This is a genomic window from Sinomonas sp. G460-2 (genome assembly GCF_047759905.1).
In the GTDB taxonomy this organism is placed as follows: domain Bacteria; phylum Actinomycetota; class Actinomycetes; order Actinomycetales; family Micrococcaceae; genus Sinomonas.
On record NZ_JBKZWT010000013.1, the window covers coordinates 1 to 13,398 of the forward strand.

Consider the following 13,398-nt stretch of genomic DNA (forward strand, 5'->3'; position numbering starts at 1 on the left):
GTTCGCGGTAGCCGGCCGGCCGACGTCGGACGCCTCGGGACTCGTGGCGGGCTTCGCGGACGCGACCGGGCACTACCTCCCGCTCGTGTGCACGCTCAACGCCTCGCGCGTGCTCGACGCGACGGCCGCCCTTCTCGGGGTGTCGCTGCCCGGGCTCACGGAGCTCGCGCTCTCGGCGCCGGTCGGGGCCGAGGGGCTCACGCTCGTGCCGTATTTCGAGGGTGAGCGGACGCCGAACCTCCCGGACGCGACCGGCTCCCTGCACGGCCTCACGCTGCGGAACTACACGCCCGCGAACCTCGCGCGCGCAGCGGTCGAGGGCATCGTGTGCTCGCTCGCGGACGGACTCGCGGCCCTGACCGCGCAGGGCGTCGCGGCCGAGCGGATCATCCTCGTGGGCGGCGGGGCGCGCTCCGCCGCGGTCCAGGAGGCCGCGGCCGCGATCTTCGGGCTGCCCGTGCTCGTCCCCGAGCCGGGGGAGTACGTGGCCGACGGCGCCGCGCGTCAGGCGGCTGGAATCCTCCTCGGGCGGTTCCCCGAGTGGAAGAATGCGGGGACGGCCACCGTCTCCGCCGCCGCGGCGCCGGGCGTGCTCGAGCGCTACCGGAGTGAAGCATCGGCGAAAGGCAGGCCACACTCGTGAGTCCACTCAAGGTCCTCTTCATCGGGGGCAGCGGCACGATCAGCTCCGCGAGCACGCGCCTCGCCGTCGAGCGGGGCATCGAGCTCACGCTGCTCAACCGCGGCACCGGGCGGCGCGAGGTGCCCGCCGAGGCTGAGCAGCTCGTCGCGGACGTCCGCGATCCGGGCTCCGTGCGGGAGGCGCTCGGTGCGCGGGAGTTCGACGCCGTGGTCGATTGGGTCGCGTTCACGCCCGATCATGTGCGCACGGATCTCGGGCTGTTCGAGGGGCGCACGGGCCAATACGTCTTCATCAGCTCCGCTTCGGCCTATCAGACCCCGCCGGCGCGGCTGCCGATCCTGGAATCGACGCCCCTGCGGAACCCGGTCTGGCGGTACAGCCAGGACAAGATCGCGTGCGAGGACGTGCTCGTCTCGGCGTACCGGGAGAGGGGCTTCCCGGCGACGATCATCAGGCCCTCGCACACCTACGACCGCACGAGCGTCCCGTTCAACGGAGGCTGGACCGCCGTCGAGCGCATGCGCCAGGGCAAGGAGATCGTGGTGCACGGCGACGGCACCTCGCTGTGGACGCTGACCCACCATGAGGACTTCGCGCGCGGCTTCGTCCCGCTGCTGGGGAATTCCCGCACGCTCGGCGAGGCCTTCCACCTCACCTCCGACGACGTTCTGACGTGGGACCAGATCGCCCACATCCTGGCCCGCGCAGCCGGCGTCGAGGCGCGGATCGTCCACGTGCCCTCGGACGCCATCGCGGCGGCGGACCCGGACTGGGGCGCCTCGCTGCTCGGCGACAAGACCCACTCCGCGGTCTTCGACAACTCGAAGCTGCGCAGCGTGGTGCCTGACTTCGTGGCGCGGATCCCGTTCGAGCAGGGCGCGCGGGAGATCGTGGCCTGGCACGACGAGGACCCCTCACGCCGGCGAGTCGACCCGCGCTACGACCGGCTCATGGATGAGCTCGTGGAGCGCTTCCGGGTCCCCGCCGCCGCTCTCTGACCCTCTACTGATGTCGAAGGCTGATACATGAAGAACTGGGCTGGAAATCTTGAGTACTCCGCGGCCTCCGTGGCCCGGCCGGAGTCGGTGGGGGAGCTCGCGGCGCTCGTCGCCTCGGCCGAGCGCGTGAAGGCGCTCGGCTCGCGGCACTGCTTCAATGACGTCGCGGACACGGCCGGCGTGCAGGTGGTGCTGGACCGGCTGCCGGGCGGGGTCGAGGTGGACTCGGCGAGGCGGGTGGCCAGGGTATCCGGGGGCCTCACGTACGGGGACCTCGGGCTCGCGCTCGAGGCCCAGGGCTGGGCGCTGCACAACATGGCCTCGCTCCCGCACATCTCCGTGGCGGGTGCGGTGCAGACCGGAACGCACGGGTCCGGGATCGCGAGCCCGGCGCTGGCCTCTGCCGTGAAGGCGGTCGAGTTCGTCCGGGCCTCCGGGGACGTCGAGCGGGTCGAGGAGGGCGACGGCGACGAGTTCCTCGGCAGCGTCGTGGGCCTGGGCGCGCTCGGGATCGTCACCGCGCTCGAACTCGCGGTCGAACCGACGTATCAGGTGCGGCAGCAGGTCTTCGAGGGGCTTCCGTGGGAGACCGTGCTCGCGGACTACGACGCCGTGGCCGGGGACGGGTACAGCGTCTCGCTGTTCACCGACTACGCCGGGGACACCGTGCCCCAGGTGTGGCGGAAGGTGCGGGTGGACGCGGAACCCGGGGCGGCGCCGTCGTCCTTCCATGGTGCCGTGCCCGCCACGGTGGCCCGGCACCCGCTGCCGGACATGGACGCCCTCAACTGCACGCAGCAGCTCGATGTGCCGGGGCCGTGGCTCGACCGGCTCCCGCATTTCCGGCACGAGTTCACGCCCAGCGCGGGCGACGAGCTGCAGACCGAGTACCTGCTGCCGCGCTCGCAGGCGGCCGGGGCGGTTTCCGCGGTGCGCGGGCTCGCGGGGAAGCTCGCGCCGCTGTTGTTCGTCTCGGAGGTCCGGACCGTCGCGGCGGACGAGTTCTGGCTCAGCCCCTCGTACCGGCAGGACAGCGTGGCGCTGCATTTCACGTGGCGGCCGCTGCAGGCCGAGGTCGAGGCGTTCCTGCCCGAGCTCGAGGCCGCGCTCGCGCCGTTCGCTGCCCGGCCGCACTGGGGGAAGCTGTTCACTGTCCCGACCGCCTCGCTCGAGCGTCTCTTCCCGCGTCTCGGCGACTTCCGCGAGCTCGTGGCGAAGCGGGACCCGGAGGGCAAGTTCCGCAACGTGTATCTGGACCGGGTCCTGGGCGGGCGGTAGCCTCTCGTCGCTCCGCGACCTTCGGAGGGTCCCCCCGTTGCGCCGTCACGTTTGCAGGGTTTCACACCCTGCAAACGTGACGGCGCAACGTTTGTCCGACATGGGCGACGCGTCGATGCGCGCCCGGATGTCTGTGGTCATAATTCAGCTCACTTCTATGCTCACGATGGCCCGGCCTGCACCGGGATGCGGGGTGGACTTGGCGGTGATGACACGGGAGACGCAGCAGCACATCTTGGCCGACGCCTCCTGCTGGCGTTCGCTGTAGAAGACGTCGCGGTGGTCGATATCACCGGTCAGCTCCATCACGTCCACCTCGCACAGGCCGCATTCCCCTTTGCGGCAGTCGAACATCAAGTCCGCCCCGGCCGCCTCGAGGGCCTCGAGCATTGAGCGGTGCTTCGGGACCACGGCTTCGAGGCCGAGCCGGGGAATCCGGACCACGAATTCCTCGGGGTCGAACCAGCCGCTGTTGCCGAACGTCTCGTAGCGGAGGTTCGGCAGGTCGAGCCCGGCGTCCTGCCAGGCGCGCCGCACGGCGTCCATGAGCCGGATCGGGCCGCACATGTACAGCTCCGTGCCCGGGTCGAGGCCACCGACCAGCGAAGCGACGTCGAGCGGGGTGCCCTCGGCGTCGACGTGGACCTCGATCCGGTCGCCGTGCTCGGCGCTGAGTTCGTCGAGGTACGCCATCCCCTCGCGGCTGCGGCCGGCGTAGACGAAGCGGTAGTCGGTCCCGAGCCGGGCCAGGACGCGGGCCATCCCCAGGACTGCTGTCACGCCGATCCCTCCGGCGAGGATGACGTAGCGGGCGGCCCCGACGCGCAGCGGGAAGTTCTGCATCGGCTGAGTGAGCTCGACGTCGTCCCCCTCGTCCAGCCCGTGCATGAACACCGAGCCGCCACGTGAGGCCGGCGTCCGGAACACGGACAGCGCAAGGCGCGTGCCGCCGTCGTCCGATTCGACGACCGAATAGGAGCGCACATCCCGCTCCCCGTTGACGACGACGGCGATGTCGACGTGGGTGCCGGGGGCCGCCCGGACCGGGGATTCGGGTTCGATGACGACGCGGCGGATGTTCTGGGCAACGTCTCGGAGCTCGACGACGCGCCCGCGCTGCCAGACTGTGCTCGAATTGGCGGCCATGGCTCAGGCGCCGACCCGAGCAGGCTGGGGCTCCTGGGTCGCGGCGAGGCGGCCCTCGGCCTCGAGCATGCGCTCGATGAGCCGGCGGACCCACATGCCTCCTGCGTCGATGTTGAGGCTGTAGAACTCGTAGTCGGGGTTGGCGTCGATCGCGGCCTGCTGGGCGGCGAGCATGGCCTCGTCCTCGCCGAACACCCCGTGCACGCTGTTTCGGAGCTGGGTCGTGATGAGCTGGCTGTCGAGGCGGTAGTTGCGCATGAAGGCCCAGAAGTAGTGGCACGTCTTGTCCGTCTCGGGGGAGATGGTGTTCATGACGTAGCCGTTCACGCCCTGGCTGCGGTCGCCGTCGGCCGCTCCAGTCCCGGCCTTGGCGACGCCGACGTCGATCCTGATGGTCGACGGAGCCTCGAAGTGGATGATCTGCCAGCGGTCCACCCGGCCCTCGAAGCCCGGGAACTTGTCGCGCATGTTCTTGAGCCAGAACGGCGGGGCCTCGATGTCGAACATCCAGCGGGAAACGGTCACGGTGCTGTCGTCGTGGGTGACCTTGAAGTCGGAGGCGCTCAGCTCCTCCTGGCCGATCGAGGAGGCGTGGACGAACTCCTCGTGGGTGAGGTCCATGAGGTTGTCGAGCACGAGCTGGTAGTTGCAGGGAGCGTAGATCGTCTCGCCGTCGCCGGCCCACTCCGCCGAACTCATCTGGTGCATGTCTGGGATGAGCGCGGGGTCGGCCTTCTCGCTGTCGCCGAGCCACACCCACGCGAAGCGGTAGCGGTCGACGACGGGGAACGAAGGCACCGTGGCCGAGGGGTTGATGGTCTCCTGGGCCGGCATGGACGTGCAACGGCCCGCGGAGTTGTAGGTGATGCCGTGGTATGGGCATTGGATCTCGTCTCGACCCAGGGTCTTGCCCATCGAGAGGGGGGCGAGGCGGTGCCAGCAGGCGTCGGCCAGGGCGACCGGCCGGCCGTCCTCGGTGCGGAAGAGTGCGAGGGGCCGGCCCGCGATGGTGCGCGCGAGGGGTTTGCGGGTGATTTCGTGGTCCCAGCCCGCGACGTACCAGGCGTTGAGCGGGTGGGCGAGGGTCTTGCTGGTCGTGGAGGTCGGGTGCGACATGGTGGTCCTTCCTGCCCGCCGCCCTTGGCGAGCAAACAACTATCTATCTCCATAGATAGATGGTGAGGTGAGACACACTTTATCTATGGAGATAGATAGTTTCAAGAGGCAGATAAGGTAGCCGGGTGAGCCTCAGGAACGCCCTCCTGGCGATGCTGACGTCGCAGCCCATGACCGGCTATGACGTCTACAAGAACTTCCAGACCTCGGTCGGGTACGTCTGGCACGCGCCGGACTCGCAGATCTACCCCGAACTGCGGCGCATGGAACAGGACGGACTGATCCGTGGCGAGACCGTGCCGTGGGGCAAGCGCGGCACGAAGAAGCGCTATTCGATCACGGAAGCAGGCGTCGAATCCTTTGAGGCGTGGCTCAATGCGCCGCCCGAGTACCAGCGCGAACGCGATCCCGTGCGGCTGCGCGCCGCGTACCTCGAATGGGCCAACCCCACGGCGTCCGCGGACTTCTTCCGCGCCCACATCGCGTACCACTCGGCGCGGGTCGAGGACTGGGAGGACATGATCCGTACCCTCCTCGACCACTCGAACCCGACCCTCGCCAAGCGGATCGAGGGCAAGGCCCGCGAGGAGGTCGCGCGGATCACGGCCTACAAGGTCTTCGCCTACGAGGGCATGATTGCGCGGGCCCAGGCAGAGATCGAGTGGGCCGAGAAGGGGCTTGAGCTCGTCGAGAGGCTCGGGGGACAGGGCTAGGCTGCGGCGGGGACGCCGACCACGGGTACAACGCTTTATTGCTGCAACCTCAGCCTTCCCGGGAACTTCCTCCTGCAAAGTGGTCTGGCGATGGAGGTAGATAAACTTCCCGGTGAAGGCGCATGCTCCCGCGAAATCGGCACCTTCACCATGCAATTATGCTGGTTAGTCATATGAGAATCCGGCCTGTTGTGCAATGGCGAAAGTCATGCAAGAGTGCACGAACCAGCGACGGCGATTGCATCGGAATCCCGTCCGGACACTCAGGGGGAAGCATTGAAAGCTCTAAAAAGTGCCGCGCTCTGCATCTGCGCGGCACTGGCATTGGCAATGACATCCGCGGTGCCCGTGCAGGCAGCAACGTCGAGCGTCAGCGGCTCGCTCAGCTGCCCCTCGGGTCAGGTCGTGTGGGTCTACGTGACGACTGAGTACAGCGCACAGGCCACGTTCTACTCAGGCACCGCCCGGCGCACCACGGACGGCGGCGGCTACACTCATGCCTACAACTATGGAACCAGGACGGCAAACTGGCGGGTGGAAAGCGATGGGAACATCTTGACGGTGAGCGACTACTGCGGCCCCAACGCGATGCGTGCCCAATGACCGAACCCACCCGGTCCGAGGTCGTGCGCACACTCGCCGCAGTCCCGGTCCGTGCGTCCCGCCAGATGACCTCCACCGAATATCAGTTCCGCGTGAGCGAGATCCTCAGGCTCTTCGACATCGAAGCAGTGGGCAGCGAGTGGGGCGTAATTTACGGGGACAAGGGCGTTGAGCTAGAAGACCAGCCTTTAATCGATGCCATTCGCATACTCGTTGGGAAGCGATTCGACATCCCGGAATCGCTGATGTGAACAGGCCAATGCCGGAGGCAAGCCAATCTGCATGATGCCAAATATCCGGTCGATGGGGTATGTCAGAAATGTCGAGGTTCGATCCTCCGTACTACGAACTCGACCGCGGGTGCATGATCCGCAGTTGATCCCATGCGCGCTCGGACGCGGCGATGTTCTGGTTCGACTTGTCGCGGTCCAGCGTTGCCAGTTCCACGGTGATCGCCTGCGCTGCAGATACAGCTCCCGTCAAGGATGGGAAGAAGCCGGCGCTCTCCGTGGGCACGACGATCCGGTGTGCGGCGTGCGCAGCCACTGGTGAACCTGCGCTGTCCGTGATCGAGGCAATGGGTGTGCCGACGTTGTGGGCAAATTCCACGGCGCGGAGAGTGCTGTCGTAGACGCGCCACAGGCTGATCGCAATCACAAGATCGTGTGGGGTAAGCCGGGCCACCGCGTTCGTCAATGCCGCTACGTCGGCGTCCAGCAACCTGACGTTGTACCCGGCAATGATGGCGTTGTGTTCCAGCGCCTTTCCGGGAATCGCGTAGCTTCCCGCGGCGATGATCAGCGTCTGCCGAGCGCCTGCGATGGCCTGTGCAATGGAGTGCACGGTGTCCATGTCGAGGGTCCGCTCGAGATGTGCCAGGTTGGTGCGGTCTGTCGTTATTGCCGTCTGGGCCGGGCTGCTGATGTGCCCGTTGTGCTCCGCCGCCACTTCCACGGCACTGAGGGACGCCAGGAAGCGGGAGCGCAGCTCGAATTGAAAGTCCGCCCAGCCCTTGAACCCCAGCGTTTGCGCGGTTCTTGTCACGGTGGATGCGTTTGAGGAAGCCGCGGCCGCGATGTCGCTGACAGATCCGTAGGACGCCAGCCTGGGCTGGGAGCGGAGGATGCCGATGACCTGTATCTGCCGTGCCGCCAGCTTGCGGCCCTGCGCGCGGCTGTCCAACCACTCGGTCAACGTCGAAGCGTTAACTTCGTGTTTCACCTATTGACCTACCTCACACCCGGGACATACCTTCAAGACGTCTGCACAGACTTGTGCATATTTCTAAAAATGTACAACTCCGCCCAAACCTTGGCAGGAATCACATGTCCCTTACCGCACGACTGGACCGGTTGTCACTCAGTCGACCACACTACAAGCTTCTCCTCATTGGGGGCCTTGGCTACTCCTTTGACGGCATGGATGGCGCGGTGGTGGCGTTCCTGCTGCCGCGCATCCAGGAACTCTGGGGCCTCAGCAACGCCAGCCTCGGCTTGGTTGGTTCAGCCGCCCCGCTTGGCTTCTTCTTCGGCGCCATCCTGGCCGGCTGGCTCGGCGACCGCTTTGGCCGCAAGCAAGTGATGATGTGGGCCCTGGCCTTCTACGCAGTGATGTCCGTGGTTGCGGCCCTGGCTCCGAACTTTGGAGTCTTCCTGGTTGCACGGGTCCTTGCAGGCTTGGGCGCCGGTGCCGAGAGCGTCATCATCGCTCCATTCCTGTCCGAGTTCATCCCGCCCAAGCGCCGCGGCTGGTTCATCGGCACCCTCGCCGGATTCTTCTCCTTTGGCTTCGTGGGCGCAGCGTTGATCGGCCGGTTTGTGGTCCCGATGGGTGCCGACGGTTGGCGTTGGGCCCAGGTCATCACGGCCATTCCCATCTTGCTGCTCCTTTGGTGGCGTCGCAGCCTTCCCGAGTCTCCCCGCTACCTGATCAGCCAAGGCCGCACGGAAGAAGCCGAGCGCGTGGTGGCGCGCTTCGAGGACAGTGTGGCCAAGGCCACCAACAAGCCTCTCACGCCGTTGGAGCCAGCCGCGGAGGACATCGCCACGCACCAGCAAAAGATCACAGTGTGGAACGCGCTCAAGTTCATGTGGTCCCGTGCTCTGCGTCGCCGTACTGCGGTGATCTGGCTGATCTGGTTCGTGATCACGTTTTCCTACTACGGTTTCTTCTCCTGGATCCCCACGCTTCTGGTGGGCCGCGGCATTACGGTGACCAAGAGCTTCGAGTTCTCGATCATCATTTACCTTGCGCAGATCCCCGGTTACTTCTCCGCCGCGTGGCTCTGCGACCGGATTGACCGCAAGAACACCATTGCCCTCTATCTGGCCGGCTCCGCGGTCAGCGCCTTTTGGCTCAGCCAGTCGAGCGATCCCGGCATGATCCTGCTGGCTGCGGCAACGCTGTCCTTCTTCCTCAATGGAACCTACGCAGGGGTCTACGCGTACACCCCCGAGTTGTTCCCCACGTGGATGCGTGCCACCGGCGTAGGGCTGGCGAGCGCGGTTGGCCGCATCGGAAGCATCCTGGCGCCATCGATCATCGGCATCTTCTCTGTCGCCTTGGGCTTCGGCGGCGTCTTCACCATGACCACCGTGGTTCTCACCGTCGGCGTCCTGGGAGTCGTCATTTTCGGCGCCTCTACCGCGGGCAAGTCGCTCGAGGACATCAACGCCCGTGCCGAGCATGACGCAACCCCAGTGGAATCGAGCGGCAAATGACAACTGCATTCCAAGAGACGTTCGAATCCCTCGAACAGGACCCCGGAGTGATCCTTTTCACGGCCCTCCAATGGATCCCCGAACGATCGGCGCTCCGCAGGGTCTTCACCAGCCACCCGGACGCCTATCCGCTGGGTGCGGAGAAGACGGTGGAGATCTCCCCGGGATGGCTCGGCACAGTCATCGTTGACAAGAAGCCCTTCCTGGCGGCAGATCTCGACGGACTCAGGGAGGTCTTCACCGACGTCGAACTCATCCAGTCGCTCGGCTGCGGCGGTGTCATCAACATCCCCGTCCTCCAGGACGGCGACGTCGTTGGCGTCCTCGCGCTGCTGGACGCCGAGGGCCGCTACACGCCGCAGAGCGTCGAAACAGCGACGACGACGGTGGCCGCCAGAGCGGCGGAACTCGCCGCCGCCTTCAGCCACCAAGTAGACATCAACGAAGCAACACGGAAGGACGCCCTTCAGTCATGAGCGGCACCACCCCGATTGTCATCCGCAACGCGGGCGTCCTGGACGTGCACGCGGGCACCTACTCAACAGCCGACGTCGTCAGCGTTGACGGGAAGATCCGCAGCGTGGCGGCAGATGCCGACGCCCCGAGGGACGCCAGGGTTATCGACGGCTCTGGGAAGTTCGTCATCCCTGGCCTCATCGATGCCCACGTCCACGTCCTGGCGTCCAGCGCTGACTTCCGCTCCCTGATCTGGACCCCGGCGTCGTACGTGTATGCGCAGACGGCCAAGATCATGGGCGAGATGCTCCGGCGCGGTTTCACTACCGTTCGCGATCTATCCGGAGCGGATTTCGGCCTCGCGCTGGCCCAGAAGGAAGGCTTGCTGGAAGGCCCCAAACTGCACTTCTGCGGCAAGGCACTCAGCCAGACCGGCGGCCATGGCGACATGCGCCTTCCCGGCGAGGACCATGACCCCAATGGCCGCGGTTGCTGCGGCATTGGCCGAGTGGCGGACGGCGTGGACGCGGTCCGCGCGGCCGCCCGCGACGAGCTGCGCAAGGGCGCCCACCATATCAAGATCATGGCTTCCGGAGGTGTGTCGTCACCTACGGACCGCATCGACTCCACCCAGTACTCCATGGGGGAAATGCGCGCTGCTGTGGAAGAGGCGGAAGCTGCGAACCGCTATGTCGCCGCCCACGCCTACACTGCGCGGGCTATTAATAGGGCGCTCGAAGCCGGCGTTCGGTCAATCGAGCATGGCAACCTGCTGGACGACGAGAGTCTTCGCCTATTCCTCGAAAAGGACGCCTTCCTGGTTCCAACCCTGGTCACGTACTGGGCGCTCAAGGAGGAGGGCAAGGAATTCGGCCTGTCCGAGGAGATGTGGAACAAGGTGGACACCGTCCTGACCACGGGACTGGAAGCTATCGCCCGGGCGCATGAAGCCGGCGTCAAAATGGCCTTTGGCTCGGACTTGCTCGGTGGCATGCATCGGCACCAGAACGAGCAGTTCCGCCTCCTCGGCAAGGTTCAACCAGCCATTGACGCCATCCGCTCGGCCACGACGACGGCGGCCCAGTTGCTTGAGCGTGAAGGCGAGATCGGCGTTGTCGCACCGGGTGCCGACGCAGACATGCTGGTGCTGGACGCCGACCCGCTGGCTGACGTTTCTGTGCTCGCGGACATCAGCGAGCACCTTGATTGCCTGATTCAGGACGGCAAGGTGGTGGCGACTTAGTGGGTGAGGAGCCCCTGATCAGCTACAGATCCCTGTCCTTGCCTTCCTTGGTGACGACCAGGGCTATTGCAGTGAGCGCAGAGAACCCGATCCATGCGAGAGCTACCATCCACAGCGAGCTCCCAGCGGCGATCACGAGACCGGTGGCGATCAGAGGAGTGAAGCCGGCCCCCAACGTGCTGGCCAGTTGGTAGCCGATGGACGTGCCGCTGTAGCGGATGTTCGCCGGGTACAGCTCGGCGGCGAAGGCGCCGTAGGGGCCAGCGGTAAAGCCCTGGATCACGCTGAGGCCTAGGAAGAGGGCGAGGAAGAATCCCCAGACGGAGCCGGAGTCAATCAACCACATGATCGGGAACGCCAGGATCATCGCGGCAACGGTGCCACCGAGCATCACCTTCTTGCGGCCGATCCGGTCGCTGAGTCGGGCGGCGATGATGATCATGATGATCGTTGCCACGCCGGCCAGTGCCTTGACGTTCAGCACTGAGGTCTGGGCCAGAGTGGCCTGCTCCACGGCGTAGGAGATGGCCCAGGCTCCCATGAGGCCCTGCGCGGCCTGACCGGCGATGCCTGCGAACACGGAGATGAGAAAGCTGCGGGGATGCCTTGTGATGACCTCGGCGGCCGGGACCTTGACCGGTTTGGCCTTGGCCACTTCCTTGAACGCCGGGGACTCGGACACTTTGAGCCGGATGACCAGCCCCACCACCACCAATACGGCGCTGAAGAGGAAGGGAACGCGCCAGCCCCAGGACAGGAACTCGCCCTTGGGCAGGGTGGACATGGCGCTCAGCACGAGGGTGGCGATGATGGTTCCGGCGGGGGCGCCCATGTAGGCGAAGGAGGCCGCGAAGCCGCGGCTGTTCTTCTTGGCGTGCTCGAAGGCCAGAAGCATCGCACCGCCCCATTCGCCGCCCACGGCGATGCCTTGGAGGACGCGGAGGACCACGAGCAGGATGGGTGCCGCGACACCGATCTGCGCCGTTGTGGGCAGCAGGCCGATCAGCACGCTCGCCGTGCCGATCATCACGACGGTGGCCACGAGCATGGCCTTGCGGCCCAACTTGTCGCCGAGATGGCCGAAAATGAATCCTCCGAGCGGGCGGGCCACGTATCCGGCGGCCAACGTGGTGAACGAGAGCATCAGTCCTGTGCCCTGATCCACGCCGGTGAAGAACACCTTGTTGAACACCAGGCTCGCTGCCGTGGCGTAGAGGATGAAGTCGTAGTACTCGATCGCTGTGCCAAGGAAGCTGGAGGTCAGGATCTTGCGCATTTCGCGCGGATCGGCCCCTGGTCTGTCAGGGGACGGTGCCGACGAAGCAGCCGGGTGCTGGGCGCTGTCTGTGGTCATGAGATTGCCTTTACGGGTTCGACGGCGGTGTCGGAGGTAGTACGTGGCGGTGAGGCGAAGGAAATGATCTCGAGGTCTTCTGGCACAACGAGACGGCCGGAGAACGTCTCCTGCGCCTTGAGCCATGATTCGGCCGGGGCGGAGGCCGGAACCAGGTGGTGCAGCACCAGCGAACGCGCGCCGGCCTCGGTGGCGAGTTCGCCGGCTTGCCTTGCGGTGGTGTGGGCGCGGCGGTGGTGGTCCATGGTGGCGTTCATGAGGGCCTGGTCCGTGTACTGGGCGGCAATGGTTTCCAAGTCGATGGCCTCGTGCATCAGCAGGTCCGTGCCTTTGGCGATGCGGACCAGATTCCGGCACGGAGCGGTGTCTCCGGAAATCGTCACGGAACCCTCGGCGGTGTCGAAGCGGAAGGCAAAGGCCGGAGCCGTGGGGTGGTGGGACACCAGGATCGCGGTGACCTCGACCAGCTCATCTTTGAAGATCGTGAACGGCTCCATGTCGGGACAGACGTTGTCGTTGGGGTCGAAGCCGGTCCTCTCGGGGAGCACGATGTCGTGGACATCGAAGTGCTTGGACGGTGGTCGGGTGAGGGAATCGAAGGTCCGGTCATTGATATCGGTGGCGTAGGCGGCGGACAGCATCTCAAACAGCTGCTCAATGCCGGGGCCGGGGTTGTCCGGCGCCACCATCTCGGGCATGGATTCGGCGCGGGCGGAAAGAGGGGGAAGCTTCCCACGGGGGCCTGGTCCGTGCACCCGGATGGGCTCCAGTGCCGGGTTCTTCCGCTCGAACTGGCCGAACAGGATGAGGGACGCGAGATCGACCGTGTGATCCGAGTGCAGATGCGTGATGAAGAGGCCGCGCACCTGGTCCATGCTCAGGCCGGCGTTCTTCAGCTGCCATCCCGTGCCCTGCCCGCAGTCCACCAAGTAAACGGCTCCCTGAATGACGACGGCGGTGCTGATGCCGCTGCGCTGGCTTCCGCCTGGCGCGTTCCACCATCGGGGGCCTCCGGCAGTGCCCAAGGTCACCACGTGCGGCCCAAGTCGTGGGTTGGACGGGTTCACGCCACTCCTTCGTGTGCTGTAGATGGTCGGTGCATCAAGCGTGAGCCAGGTCTCATGAGAT

Annotated in this window: 14 protein-coding genes; 9 read left to right on the plus strand and 5 right to left on the minus strand. The window is 66.1% G+C overall.

The window, feature by feature from the left end; all coding sequences use genetic code 11:
• The 3 genes from ACLN58_RS03020 to ACLN58_RS03030 all read left to right on the plus strand — a co-directional run.
• Nucleotides 1-643 (plus strand): FGGY-family carbohydrate kinase (locus ACLN58_RS03020; protein WP_415853799.1); only part of this gene is annotated, 643 nt, incomplete at its 5' end.
• Entirely contained in the window at nt 640-1,641 is a 1,002-nt protein-coding gene (locus tag ACLN58_RS03025; protein ID WP_415853800.1) for an SDR family oxidoreductase, read from the plus strand. The genes ACLN58_RS03020 and ACLN58_RS03025, both read left to right, overlap by 4 nt.
• Before the next feature lie 27 nt (nt 1,642-1,668).
• Nucleotides 1,669-2,919, plus strand: coding sequence for a D-arabinono-1,4-lactone oxidase (locus ACLN58_RS03030; RefSeq protein WP_415853801.1), 1,251 nt, complete (start codon nt 1,669-1,671; stop codon nt 2,917-2,919).
• A gap of 144 nt (nt 2,920-3,063) precedes the next feature.
• Here the strand turns inward: ACLN58_RS03030 and ACLN58_RS03035 are convergent, their stop codons facing one another.
• Together ACLN58_RS03035 and ACLN58_RS03040 are read right to left on the minus strand one after the other, a co-directional pair.
• A complete protein-coding gene (locus tag ACLN58_RS03035; protein ID WP_415853802.1) occupies nt 3,064-4,065 on the minus strand; it encodes a PDR/VanB family oxidoreductase in 1,002 nt (333 codons plus the stop codon).
• 3 nt (nt 4,066-4,068) lie between these two features.
• A complete protein-coding gene (locus tag ACLN58_RS03040) occupies nt 4,069-5,181 on the minus strand; it encodes an aromatic ring-hydroxylating dioxygenase subunit alpha (protein ID WP_415853803.1) in 1,113 nt (370 codons plus the stop codon).
• A gap of 125 nt (nt 5,182-5,306) precedes the next feature.
• On the opposite strand from ACLN58_RS03040, the gene ACLN58_RS03045 reads away from it, so the two are divergent.
• The 3 genes from ACLN58_RS03045 to ACLN58_RS03055 all read left to right on the plus strand — a co-directional run bounded on the left by ACLN58_RS03045 (nt 5,307) and on the right by ACLN58_RS03055 (nt 6,748).
• On the plus strand, nt 5,307-5,894 hold the full coding sequence (locus ACLN58_RS03045; protein ID WP_415853804.1) for a PadR family transcriptional regulator: 588 nt from the start codon (nt 5,307-5,309) through the stop codon (nt 5,892-5,894).
• A 348-nt stretch (nt 5,895-6,242) separates the two neighbouring features.
• Nucleotides 6,243-6,497 carry a hypothetical protein gene (locus ACLN58_RS03050; protein WP_415853805.1) on the plus strand — a complete coding sequence of 85 codons (255 nt, stop codon included), beginning with the start codon at nt 6,243-6,245 and terminating at the stop codon, nt 6,495-6,497.
• Nucleotides 6,494-6,748, plus strand: a complete 255-nt coding sequence (locus ACLN58_RS03055) for a hypothetical protein (RefSeq protein ID WP_415853806.1) — start codon at nt 6,494-6,496, stop codon at nt 6,746-6,748. The genes ACLN58_RS03050 and ACLN58_RS03055 overlap by 4 nt, the downstream gene beginning before the upstream one ends.
• 91 nt (nt 6,749-6,839) lie before the next feature.
• Here the strand turns inward: ACLN58_RS03055 and ACLN58_RS03060 are convergent, their stop codons facing one another.
• On the minus strand, nt 6,840-7,691 hold the full coding sequence (locus ACLN58_RS03060; protein WP_415853807.1) for a MurR/RpiR family transcriptional regulator: 852 nt from the start codon (nt 7,689-7,691) through the stop codon (nt 6,840-6,842).
• A 131-nt stretch (nt 7,692-7,822) separates the two neighbouring features.
• Here ACLN58_RS03060 and ACLN58_RS03065 point away from each other — a divergent pair, with 131 nt between their 5' ends.
• Genes ACLN58_RS03065 through ACLN58_RS03075 form a run of 3 tightly spaced genes read left to right on the plus strand, consistent with a single transcriptional unit; the run spans nt 7,823 to nt 10,916 of the window.
• Nucleotides 7,823-9,217, plus strand: a complete 1,395-nt coding sequence (locus ACLN58_RS03065; protein ID WP_415853808.1) for an MFS transporter — start codon at nt 7,823-7,825, stop codon at nt 9,215-9,217.
• Entirely contained in the window at nt 9,214-9,693 is a 480-nt protein-coding gene (locus tag ACLN58_RS03070; protein WP_415853809.1) for a GAF domain-containing protein, read from the plus strand. Before ACLN58_RS03065 ends, ACLN58_RS03070 begins: the two co-directional genes overlap by 4 nt.
• Nucleotides 9,690-10,916, plus strand: coding sequence for an amidohydrolase family protein (locus tag ACLN58_RS03075; RefSeq protein ID WP_415853810.1), 1,227 nt, complete (start codon nt 9,690-9,692; stop codon nt 10,914-10,916). The genes ACLN58_RS03070 and ACLN58_RS03075 overlap by 4 nt, the downstream gene beginning before the upstream one ends.
• 22 nt (nt 10,917-10,938) lie before the next feature.
• On the opposite strand, the gene ACLN58_RS03080 is transcribed toward ACLN58_RS03075, so the two are convergent.
• Both ACLN58_RS03080 and ACLN58_RS03085 read right to left on the minus strand, forming a co-directional pair.
• On the minus strand, nt 10,939-12,270 hold the full coding sequence (locus tag ACLN58_RS03080; RefSeq protein WP_415853811.1) for an MFS transporter: 1,332 nt from the start codon (nt 12,268-12,270) through the stop codon (nt 10,939-10,941).
• Nucleotides 12,267-13,337, minus strand: coding sequence for an MBL fold metallo-hydrolase (locus tag ACLN58_RS03085; protein WP_415853812.1), 1,071 nt, complete (start codon nt 13,335-13,337; stop codon nt 12,267-12,269). The genes ACLN58_RS03080 and ACLN58_RS03085 overlap by 4 nt, the downstream gene beginning before the upstream one ends.
• Nucleotides 13,338-13,398 lie beyond the last annotated feature (61 nt).